Here is a 10,796-nt window from a genome sequence, read left to right as displayed (position 1 = left end):
GCCGTGGAGCCCCTTTATCGCCGGCAACGATAAAAAACCCGATACCCCAGTCAAAAGTAAATAAGGGTTGATCGATTGATTTGGTTGTGTGGGTGGGTCGTGTCCCACCCAACAGCCAACGCACAGGGGGAAAACAAAATGCGGCAAGCGATGATGCAACGGCTTACAGCGTGGATATTCGCTGTGGTGGCTTTGTTTTGCGCCAGCCTGAGTGTGGCCTCGCCATTGGCTGAGCTGGTACACACTGCGCCGGAACAGCGCCCAGCACAAATTGAACAATGGGCGGCACAGCCGACAGCGGCACGTTCTGAAGCTGCGTTGGCATGGCAAGAAGAACGGGTTTATCAAACACCCGACGAAAGCCAATTCTTTCTGCAACAGCCTGATGGCCAAGTGGTGGACATTCCATCTGGCAAAAGCCTCACCGCTTTACCAGCAGAAGCGGAACCGGTGTTATTGAATAACCGCCTCCGCATGGCCTTAGAGCGTTATCAAGCGGCTACCCAGTTACAGCAGGGCGATACCGCTGCGCGTTTAGCGGCCGTGGGCTTATTACAAGACGCTGCAAATCCTGCATGGTTGCCGTTGTTACAAGCTCAATTACAGCGTGAACAAGAACCCACCGTTCGCACGGCCTTACAACTGGCCACCGCACGTATCCAGCTGCACAGCGATCAACTGCCACAACAGTTAGCCGCGATCAATACCCTCGCCGACACCCGCGACCCCAATCTCTTGGTGGTGTTACAAGAATTGGCGGATAGCACGCCACAAGCGGCAGTGCGTCAAGCCGCTTTGCGTGCGATGGCCCAGCTTGAGTCGGCACAATTTACCGATCATTTACTGGGTCATCTGTTTAGCGGCATCAGCCTCGGGTCGGTCTTACTGCTAGCGGCGCTTGGCTTGGCCATCACCTATGGTCTGCTGGGTGTCATCAATATGGCACATGGCGAAATGTTGATGTTGGGCGCCTATAGCACCTATGTGGTGCAGCTGGCTTTTCAACGCTATGCCCCGGCGTGGATCGATGCCTATGTGCTTGTGGCATTGCCGGTGGCGTTTTTGGTCACCTGCGCCATCGGCATGGCACTGGAGCGTTTGGTCATCCGTCATCTGTATGGCCGACCCTTAGAAACCCTACTGGCAACGTGGGGCATGAGTTTGGTCTTAATGCAGGCAGTACGGGTGATGTTCGGCGCGCAAAACGTCGAAGTGGCCAATCCCAGCTGGATGGCCAGTGGTTGGGTTATCAGCCCGGCTTTAACGCTGCCATTCAATCGTTTAGTGATTATTGCCTTTGTGGGTGCCGTGTTGTTACTGACGTGGTGGATGCTCAACCGCACCCGCTTGGGCTTGTTTGTCCGCGCAGTGACCCAAAACCGCCGCATGGCCGACTGTGTTGGTGTGCCAACCGGACGTGTGGATAGCTTGGCTTTTGGCATTGGCTCTGGTGTGGCGGGTTTAGGCGGCGTGGCATTAAGCCAGATTGGTAATGTCGGGCCCGATTTAGGGCAAAGCTACATCGTTGACAGCTTTATGGTGGTGGTGTTGGGCGGTGTAGGGCAACTGGCGGGGACGGTGTTAGGAGCTTTTGGTTTAGGGATGTTGAACAAAATTCTCGAACCTTCGCTGGGGGCAGTGCTCGGCAAAATCGCCATCTTGGCTTTAATCATCCTCTTTATCCAAAAACGGCCACAGGGTTTGTTTGCCCTCAAAGGTCGGGTGTTGGATTAAGTTCAGGGGACATATCATGCAAAGTGAACTGATAACCCAGCCTTATTCCATGCGGCTGTGGGCGTGGCTAGGGCCACAACTGGGATCATGGCTGTTAGGGGCGTTGCTCGTGATTGGGGTGGCGTTGCCCTTGGCACATGCCCTATTACCAGCGGAACACCCGTGGTTTATCTCGGCTTATACCTTAACCCTCGCTGGCAAAATACTGTGTTATGCCGTGGTAGCGTTGGCCTTGGATTTGGTCTGGGGCTACACCGGTTTATTAAGCCTCGGTCATGGCCTGTTTTTTGCCTTGGGTGGCTACGGCATGGGCATGTATTTGATGCGGCAAGGCGACGCCGAATTACCTGCTTTTATGACCTTCCTCGATTGGCAAACCTTGCCGTGGTTTTGGTGGGGCAGCGAACATTTCTTGTGGGCATTGGTGTTGATTGTGATGGTGCCGGCATTGGTGGCGGGGATTTTTGGATGGCTGGCATTCCGTTCACGGATTAAAGGGGTCTATTTTTCCATCATCACCCAAGCCTTGACCTTTGCCGCCATGTTGCTGTTTTTCCGTAATGAAACCGGCTTTGGTGGCAATAACGGTTTTACTGATTTCAAAACCCTGCTTGGTTTTGGGATTGCTGAACCCGCGACACGGGCGGTGTTATTCCTGTTGTCGTTGGCGTTGTTGCTGTTGGCATGGCTCGGGGCGCGTTGGTTGGTCAATAGTCCATTTGGTCGGATTTTGACCGCAGTGCGAGATGCCGAGTCGCGCTTAATGTTCTGTGGCTACTCACCGCTTTATTTCAAATTGACCATTTGGGTGCTATCGGCAGTGTTATGTGCTTTAGCTGGTGCGCTGTATGTGCCACAGGTGGGCATTATCAATCCCAGTGAAATGTCACCAGCCAACTCGATTGAGATGGTGATTTGGGTGGCCTTGGGGGGGCGCGGTACTTTGATCGGCCCGATGTTGGGGGCCGGTTTGGTGAATGGCGCAAAAAGCTGGTTTACCGTGGCATTTCCAGAATATTGGTTGTTCTTCCTCGGTTTCGTCTTTATTGCCGCGACTTTGTTCTTGCCACATGGGGTGGTGGGATGGTGGCGTCGCTTATGGAGAAAATCAGCATGACTCTCTTCTCTCCTAAAACAGCTGTGGTTGAGCGTGAAGGCTGGGACGGCGAAGCCAAGGGACTCGCTCACCTTGTCGATGGCCAACTGGATACCCGTCACGGTGCAATTTTGTATCTGGAAGAGGTTTGCGTCAGTTTTGACGGCTTCAAAGCGTTAAACCATCTGAATCTGGATATTGGTGTCGGTGAACTGCGCTGCATCATTGGCCCAAATGGTGCTGGTAAAACCACCATGATGGACGTGATCACCGGCAAAACACGTCCCGATAGTGGGGCGGTGTTTTTCGGACAAACCATTGATCTGACTCGCTATCGTGAAGCCGAGATTGCCCAGCTTGGGATTGGCCGGAAATTTCAAAAGCCGACAGTGTTCGAGGCAATGACGGTGTTTGAAAACCTCCAACTGGCCTTGGCTGGCCCGCGCTCGGTGTGGGCAAGTTTGCGCGCTCGATTGACTGGCGAACAACGCGACCGAATTGAAGCGTTATTGCTGCGAGTGCGGTTGCAGGAACAACGCCATCGGGTGGCGGGTTTGTTATCTCATGGCCAAAAGCAATGGTTGGAAATTGGCATGTTATTAGCTCAAGACCCACAGCTGTTGTTGTTAGATGAACCGGTGGCAGGGATGACCGATGCCGAAACAGAAAAAACGGCGGAATTGTTACTGAGCTTGAAAGGCCATCATTCCTTGATGGTGGTGGAACATGACATGGCTTTTGTCGAGGCCATCGCCGAGCGAGTGACGGTGTTGGCCGAAGGCAGTGTGCTGGCCGAGGGGAGCTTGGCGCAGGTGCAAGCAGATGAGCGGGTGATCGAGGTCTATTTGGGGCGCTAAAGCATGTTACAGATTGAAAAACTGAATCAGTTTTATGGTGGCAGTCATATCTTACGCGATATTTCTTTCACTGCTGCCATCGGCGAGGTGACCTGCGTATTGGGCCGCAATGGGGTAGGGAAAAGTACGCTGTTGCGCTGTTTAATGGGCGTGTTGCCGATTGCCAGCGGCCAAATCACTTGGCAAGGCCAAGTGGTCAATGCCCTTTCCCCACATCAACGGGTAAAGCGTGGGATGGCCTATGTGCCGCAGGGACGGGAAATTTTTGCTCGCCTATCGGTAGAAGAAAATTTACGCATGGGGCTGGCACGCTTTGGTGGTGCCAAAGGGCGGCAGATTCCTGCTTGGGTCTATGACATGTTCCCTGTTTTAGCGCAAATGCGCCACCGGCGAGGGGGCGATCTCTCCGGCGGACAACAGCAACAATTGGCGATTGCCCGTGCGCTGGTCAGTGAGCCGTCATTGCTGATTTTAGATGAACCCACCGAAGGCATTCAGCCGTCGATTATCAAAGACATCGGCCACGTGATTAAACAACTGGCGGCACGCGGTGATATGGCGATTGTGTTGGTGGAACAGTATTACGACTTTGCCGAGGCACTTGCTGATCGTTATGTGGTGATGGCTCGCGGCGAAGTGGTGCAGGCTGGAGCAGGTCAGGCGATGGTAACCGAGGGTGTGCGCGAGTTATTGGCGATTTAAGCCATATCAAAACGAGAGGGGAACACCGGTGTGGTATGCCAGTTTGCAACTACGCTATGGTCAACGACATGGGCGTACCGTCCCGATTTTGCGCCAGCATCAAGGCCCATTGCGGGTACAAAAACATTTTGTGCAACCGGATGGCAGCTGTCAGCACATTATTTTACATCCCCCCGGTGGCATTGCCGGTGGTGATGTATTAGCACTCGACATTGCTTTAGAGCAGGATGCCGATGTGCTTATCACATCGGCTGGTGCGGCGAAGTGGTACAACGGCTTTGGGCAAGCGGCACAACAAACCTTGACCGTTAACTTGGCGCCGCATAGCCGTTTAGCGTGGCTGCCCTTGGAAACCATTGTCTTTGATGGTGCACAGGTGCAATCACAAAACCGTTTTGATCTGCAACCCGATGCCGCTTTGCTGTGGGGGGATGTGGTGTGCTTTGGCCGTCCCGCCGGCGACAAACCTTTTCAACAGGGGTATTGGCGGCAAAGTACCGAAATTTGGCGACAACAGCAGTTGTTATGGTGTGAGCACACGCGTCTAGCCGCCACTGATCCGCTGTGGCAGTCGGCAATTGGCTTAGGTGGGCACAGTGTGATCGCTACGTTGCTGTGGACAGGGCAGATTCCCGAAACCTGTCACCAACAGATTTTGGCTTTGCCCTGCAAGGGGGAGGCTGGTGCGACACAATTCCCTGAGGTATGGCTGGCGCGTTTTATCGGTGACAGCGCAGAAGCGGCATGGCATTGGTTACGGGCGGCACGAGAACTGCTTTATCCCCATACCCATCAGCGACACGCTGATACCCCACGAATTTGGCATACCTAGTCGAACAGCAATCATAAAGGAGGATGGGATGGAGCTGACCCCACGAGAAAAAGACAAATTATTGATTTTCACCGCTGCGCTATTGGCAGAACGGCGACGGGCACGCGGTTTGAAACTGAATTATCCCGAAGCAGTGGCCTTGATCAGTGCGGCGATTATGGAAGGGGCGCGGGATGGGCGTACCGTTGCAGAGCTGATGCACTATGGCACTACTTTGTTAAGCCGTGAAGAGGTCATGGAGGGGATTGCTGAAATGGTGACAGAAATTCAGGTCGAGGCAACCTTTCCCGATGGCACAAAACTGGTCACTGTGCACCAGCCCATTATCTAGTCGGTGAGAAAAATATGATTCCAGGACAAATTATGCCTGCCGCTGGCGAGATCACCCTAAATGAAGGCCGCGATACGTTGTCGTTGGTAGTGGCAAACAGCGGTGATCGGCCTGTGCAAATTGGCTCGCACTATCATTTTGCCGAGGTGAATCGGGCGCTGTTATTCGACCGCCAACAAGCACGCGGATATCGCTTAAACATCCCAGCTGGGACAGCGGTGCGTTTTGAACCCGGCCAAAGTCGCACGGTGGAGCTGGTTGCTTTTGCTGGCACGCGCCACGTGTATGGCTTTCACGGTGATGTGATGGGGGCATTATGAAAATCTCACGACAAGCCTATGCTGAAATGTTCGGCCCGACGGTGGGTGACCGTGTGCGTTTAGCGGATACTGAATTGTTTGCCGAAGTGGAATATGACTACACCGTGTACGGTGAAGAAGTGAAATTTGGCGGCGGTAAGGTGATTCGCGATGGCATGGGGCAGGGGCAAGCGCTGGCCGCTGAGGTGGCTGATACGGTGTTGACCAATGCCTTGATTTTTGACCATTGGGGAATTGTTAAAGCGGACATTGGCCTGAAACAAGGCCGCATTATGGCGATTGGCAAAGCGGGTAACCCAGACATTCAACCTGCTGTGGATATTGTGATTGGTGCCTCGACCGAAATTATTGCGGCGGAGGGGATGATTGTGACCGCTGGCGGTATTGACACCCATATCCATTTTATTTGCCCACAACAGATTGAAGAAGCCCTGATGTCGGGCATCACCAGTATGATTGGTGGCGGCACTGGCCCAGCCACGGGTACCAATGCCACCACCTGTACCCCCGGCCCGTGGCATCTGGCGCAGATGTTAAAAGCGGCAGAAGCCTTCCCGATGAATTTGGGTTTCACCGGCAAAGGTAACGCCAGCTTACCCGAACCCCTGCGTGAACAAGTGCGGGCTGGCGCGATTGGCTTAAAGCTGCATGAGGATTGGGGCACGACACCGGCGGCGATTGATAATTGTCTGACGGTGGCGGATGAAATGGATGTGCAGGTGGCGATTCATACTGACACTTTAAATGAATCGGGTTTTATTGAAACGACACTGGCTGCGTTTAAAGGCCGCACCATCCATACCTATCACACCGAGGGCGCCGGTGGTGGACACGCGCCAGATATTATTAAAGCCTGCGGCGAACTGAATGTGTTGCCTAGTTCTACCAATCCCACCCGTCCCTTTACCATCAATACCATTGACGAACATCTCGATATGCTGATGGTGTGTCATCACCTCGACCCGAGCATTGCCGAGGATGTCGCGTTTGCCGAAAGCCGTATTCGGCGCGAAACCATCGCAGCAGAGGATATTTTGCACGATCTTGGTGCGTTTTCGATGATGTCCTCTGATTCGCAAGCGATGGGCAGAGTGGGAGAAACCATTCTGCGGTGTTGGCAAACGGCTGACAAAATGAAACGGCAGCGTGGGCCATTGGCCGAAGACGGTCAGCATCATGACAATGCCCGTATTAAACGCTATCTCGCCAAATACACCATCAATCCCGCTATCACCCACGGTATTTCGCATGAAGTGGGCAGCATTGAAGTTGGGAAACTGGCCGATTTGGTGTTATGGAAGCCGATGTTTTTTGGCGTCAAACCGAGCTTAATCCTTAAAGGCGGCATGATTGCGGCGGCGGTGATGGGTGATGCTAATGCCAGTATTCCGACGCCACAGCCGGCACATTATCGGCCAATGTTCGGCAGCTATGGGGCTGCCGTCGCCGCAACCAGCGTGACTTTTGTCTCTCAAGCCGCATTACAGGCTGATATCGGTGGGCAGCTTGGTTTGAAAAAGCGTTTGGTTGCGGTGCAAGGCTGTCGTGAAGTGAAAAAGACCGATTTATTGCACAACAGCTACTTGCCGGTGATTGAAGTCGATCCCGAGAATTATCGCGTAAAAGCCGATGGTCAACTGTTGTGGTGTGAACCGGCACAGGTCTTGCCTTTAGCTCAACGCTACTTTTTGTTTTAGGAGGCGGCGATGCTGGTATTACGACAATTTTGTCAAGATGGGGTGCCGGTGGCGGAGTTGGTGTTACCGTTTGAATTGCGTACCAAACGCCGCTTGTTGACGCAAACCGCCGATGGGGAAGAAGTCGGGGTGTTATTGCCTTCGGACAGTCGCAGTTTGCGCGAGGGGGATTATTTGTTGGCCGATGATGGACGTTGTGTTGCCATTCGTGCGGCTGATGAAAAATTGCTGCAAGTGTGTTGCGCTGATGCCGCCAGTTTGGCCAAAGCGGCTTATCACTTAGGCAATCGTCACGTCAAAGTGCAAGTTGGACAAGGTTGGGTGCGTTTGGCAGAGGATGAGATCTTGGCCGAGATGTTATTGCAGATGGGATTGACGGTAGAACACATTGTGGCACCGTTTGAACCAGAGCAAGGGGCGTATGGCGGTGGTCATCATCATTCTCATGGGCAAGAGTCGGCTTTTCACTACGCCCCCAAACTTCATTTATTTGGCCGCCATCATGATGCCGCTTAATGTTGCTGCGCTGCAGTGGCTACGCTTGGCCAGCCCTGCGTTGCCGATTGGTGGCTATAGCTACTCCCAAGGCCTAGAGACCGCGTTAGACCTCGGTTGGGTGTATGACGCGAAAAGTGCTGAGCATTGGCTTTCTGCCATTTTGATGGGGCCTTTGGCCCATTTCGATGCTGCTTTGCTGGCGCAAGCGTGTCGGGCGGCGGCAGCGGGTAACCAAGCTCTATTAGGCCATCTCAATCAACGGGTATTAGCCAGCCGTGAAAGCCGCGAACAGCGTTTAGAAACCGAACAAATGGCCTATTCCCTTCATCAATTGCTGTCGGTGTTGCCAGAAGGGGCCGAAGGTTGGCCGGAACAGCTGCAAACTCCCTACAGTTTGCCGGTGGTGTGGGCGGTGGCGGCACATCAATTTGCGATTGCTGGTGAGGCGGCGGTGGCGGCGTGGTTGTGGAGTTGGTTAGAAAATCAGGTCATGGTGTTAATGAAGGCGATGCCGATGGGGCAAAGTGCCGGACAGCAGTTGATTTCTGCCCTGTTACCACAGCTGCACGAAGCTACGGCTTTGGCGTGGAATCTGCCTGAAGATGAACTCAACAACTTTGCCCCCCGCTTTAGCCTAGCCGCACTGAAACACGAAACCCAATACAGCCGGTTATTTCGGTCATAAATTTTATTTATCAGAGGACACAACATCATGAAACAACCCGCTTTGCGCGTTGGTATCGGGGGGCCTGTTGGCTCGGGAAAAACTCACCTGACGTGGGCTTTGTGTCAGGCTTTGCGCGAGCGTTACAACGTGGCGGCTGTCACCAACGACATTTACACGCAAGAAGATGCCCAATTTCTGGTTAAAAATGAAGCGCTTGTTGCCGACCGGATTATTGGTGTGGAAACCGGTGGTTGTCCGCATACGGCAATCCGCGAAGATGCGTCGATCAATCTCGAGGCTGTGGCACGTCTTAATCAACGGCACCCGGGCTTGGATATTATTTTTATTGAAAGCGGGGGCGATAATTTGGCGGCGACCTTTAGCCCAGAGTTATCCGATTTAACCCTGTATGTGATTGATGTGTCTGCCGGTGACAAAATTCCTCGCAAAGGGGGGCCGGGGATTTGTAAGTCCGATTTGTTGGTGATTAACAAAATCGACCTTGCCCCGATGGTGGGGGCATCGCTTGAGGTGATGGAACGCGATGCCAAGAAAATGCGTGGCGAACGTCCTTTTGTCTTTTCCAATTTAAAAATCAATCACGGTTTAGACCACATCATCCAATTTATTGAACATAAAGGCTTACTCAAGTTAGGAGAAACCGATGCGTAAAACTGTTGCTGTGATATTGCTGCTGTTATCTGCCACTGCCAGTGCACATAGCGGCCATGCCGATGGAGGGCTGTGGCATGGTCTTAGCCATCCTTTTGTTGGCTTAGATCATATTTTGGCGATGTTGGCTGTTGGTCTATGGTCGGCACAACATCAGGGGCCTCTACGTTGGCAAGCACCGGTCTTGTTCTTGGTGATGTTAACGGCTGGCGCGGTGATCGGGTTTCAAGGCAGTTCTTTGCCGTGGTTAGAACAAGGGATTGCCAGTTCGGTGTTGTTAATGGGGCTGTTGCTGATGGTGTGTCGCCGTGTGGCCCCAAGTGTGGCATTGATGCTGTTTGCGCTTTCGGCACTGTGGCATGGTGCTGCCCATGGGGTTGAAATGCCGACTGCCGTATCCGGGTTGCACTATGGCATCGGTTTTGTTTTGGCCAGTGCTGTCTTGCATGGCCTTGGTTTTGTGCTGATGCGAAGCCTTGCTGGTTGTTCGCCTGCTGTGCTGATCGGTCGGGTATTAGGCGGTGGTTTGACTGTGTGTGGCGGTACTTTGTTGGCGCTGACTGTGTAATCGTTGCAAGCAGGTGGTTTTCTCGGCATACAATAGCGCTTCGCCATGCCACACGGAACGCTGCTATGGAAAGCCACCTGATTGAATTAGAAATTCAACTGGCCTATCAAAACGAGTTGGTTGAATCACTTAACGCTACCGTTGCCCGTCAACAGCTGCAGATTGATGAGCTAGAAAAAAACGTGCGTTTGCTCTATCAAATGCTCCTGCACCACGCACCAGACATCCCCGACCCTCGTTCGCTGGAACAAGAAATCCCCCCTCACTACTGATTCATCACTGCCCCTGCCCAGATCGATAAAATCTGGGCTTTTTTCTAGCATCTTTCGCAATCGGCAAAATCTGTGCTGTAATGAAAGCGAAGTAACTATATCAATAACGTAAAAATAAACGTTATTTGGTAATAAAACAAATTTTTTGGTGTTTTTATGAAAATTCTCTTCGCTGATGATTGCCAGATAGCCGCCTTACCCGTCATTTTATATCTGAATAAGTGTGGTTATACCGTTAAACATGTCGAGAATGGTCAGCAAGCGGTTGACAGCTATTTGCAAGAGATGCCCGACCTGATTTTAATGGATGTCATGATGCCGGTAATGAATGGGATTGAAGCCACAAAAACCATTCGCGCATTATCAAAAGATCACTGGGTACCGATTGTGATGATGACAGGGTTAAATGAACAAGAGGATATCTTAAACGGATTTGATGCTGGCGCTGATGACTATGTAATTAAACCCGTTAATTTGCGCCTGTTGCTGGCACGCTTAAATGCGATGCGGCGGGTGGTGATGATGCAGGAGAGTTTATTTAATATTTTGG

The 10,796-nt window shown here is 52.5% G+C and carries 14 protein-coding genes; all 14 read left to right on the top strand.

Annotated elements, in window-relative coordinates:
* Window positions 1-99 precede the first annotated feature (99 nt).
* The gene (gene urtB / locus ACTBZS_RS10600) at window positions 100-1,734 is read left to right on the top strand and encodes an urea ABC transporter permease subunit UrtB (RefSeq protein WP_463044095.1); all 1,635 of its coding nucleotides are present in this window, start codon (window positions 100-102) and stop codon (window positions 1,732-1,734) included.
* 16 nt (window positions 1,735-1,750) lie between these two features.
* The gene (gene urtC, locus ACTBZS_RS10595; RefSeq protein ID WP_463044094.1) at window positions 1,751-2,851 is read left to right on the top strand and encodes an urea ABC transporter permease subunit UrtC; all 1,101 of its coding nucleotides are present in this window, start codon (window positions 1,751-1,753) and stop codon (window positions 2,849-2,851) included.
* Window positions 2,848-3,687, top strand: a complete 840-nt coding sequence (gene urtD, locus ACTBZS_RS10590) for an urea ABC transporter ATP-binding protein UrtD (protein WP_460429784.1) — start codon at window positions 2,848-2,850, stop codon at window positions 3,685-3,687. Before urtC ends, urtD begins: the two co-directional genes overlap by 4 nt.
* A 3-nt stretch (window positions 3,688-3,690) precedes the next feature.
* Complete coding sequence (gene urtE / locus ACTBZS_RS10585) at window positions 3,691-4,389, top strand: urea ABC transporter ATP-binding subunit UrtE (protein ID WP_463044093.1); 699 nt, start codon at window positions 3,691-3,693, stop codon at window positions 4,387-4,389.
* 28 nt (window positions 4,390-4,417) lie between these two features.
* Entirely contained in the window at window positions 4,418-5,221 is an 804-nt protein-coding gene (locus ACTBZS_RS10580) for an urease accessory protein UreD (protein ID WP_463044092.1), read from the top strand.
* Between the two features lie 28 nt (window positions 5,222-5,249).
* Entirely contained in the window at window positions 5,250-5,552 is a 303-nt protein-coding gene (gene ureA, locus ACTBZS_RS10575) for an urease subunit gamma (RefSeq protein ID WP_460429781.1), read from the top strand.
* Between the two features lie 14 nt (window positions 5,553-5,566).
* The gene (locus tag ACTBZS_RS10570; protein WP_460429780.1) at window positions 5,567-5,872 is read left to right on the top strand and encodes an urease subunit beta; all 306 of its coding nucleotides are present in this window, start codon (window positions 5,567-5,569) and stop codon (window positions 5,870-5,872) included.
* On the top strand, window positions 5,869-7,569 hold the full coding sequence (gene ureC / locus ACTBZS_RS10565; protein WP_463044091.1) for an urease subunit alpha: 1,701 nt from the start codon (window positions 5,869-5,871) through the stop codon (window positions 7,567-7,569). The genes ACTBZS_RS10570 and ureC overlap by 4 nt, the downstream gene beginning before the upstream one ends.
* Window positions 7,570-7,578: 9 nt before the next feature.
* The gene (gene ureE / locus ACTBZS_RS10560) at window positions 7,579-8,085 is read left to right on the top strand and encodes an urease accessory protein UreE (protein ID WP_463044090.1); all 507 of its coding nucleotides are present in this window, start codon (window positions 7,579-7,581) and stop codon (window positions 8,083-8,085) included.
* On the top strand, window positions 8,072-8,752 hold the full coding sequence (locus tag ACTBZS_RS10555) for an urease accessory protein UreF (RefSeq protein ID WP_460429777.1): 681 nt from the start codon (window positions 8,072-8,074) through the stop codon (window positions 8,750-8,752). Before ureE ends, ACTBZS_RS10555 begins: the two co-directional genes overlap by 14 nt.
* A 27-nt stretch (window positions 8,753-8,779) precedes the next feature.
* Complete coding sequence (gene ureG / locus ACTBZS_RS10550) at window positions 8,780-9,406, top strand: urease accessory protein UreG (RefSeq protein WP_463044089.1); 627 nt, start codon at window positions 8,780-8,782, stop codon at window positions 9,404-9,406.
* On the top strand, window positions 9,399-9,974 hold the full coding sequence (locus ACTBZS_RS10545) for a HupE/UreJ family protein (protein WP_463044088.1): 576 nt from the start codon (window positions 9,399-9,401) through the stop codon (window positions 9,972-9,974). Before ureG ends, ACTBZS_RS10545 begins: the two co-directional genes overlap by 8 nt.
* A 65-nt stretch (window positions 9,975-10,039) precedes the next feature.
* Window positions 10,040-10,246, top strand: a complete 207-nt coding sequence (locus ACTBZS_RS10540) for a SlyX family protein (protein ID WP_460429774.1) — start codon at window positions 10,040-10,042, stop codon at window positions 10,244-10,246.
* A gap of 156 nt (window positions 10,247-10,402) precedes the next feature.
* Window positions 10,403-10,796 (top strand): response regulator transcription factor (locus ACTBZS_RS10535; protein ID WP_463044087.1); only part of this gene is annotated, 394 nt, incomplete at its 3' end.

This window comes from Aquaspirillum sp., from assembly GCF_055136605.1.
This window is presented reverse-complemented; position numbering and strand designations above follow the sequence as displayed.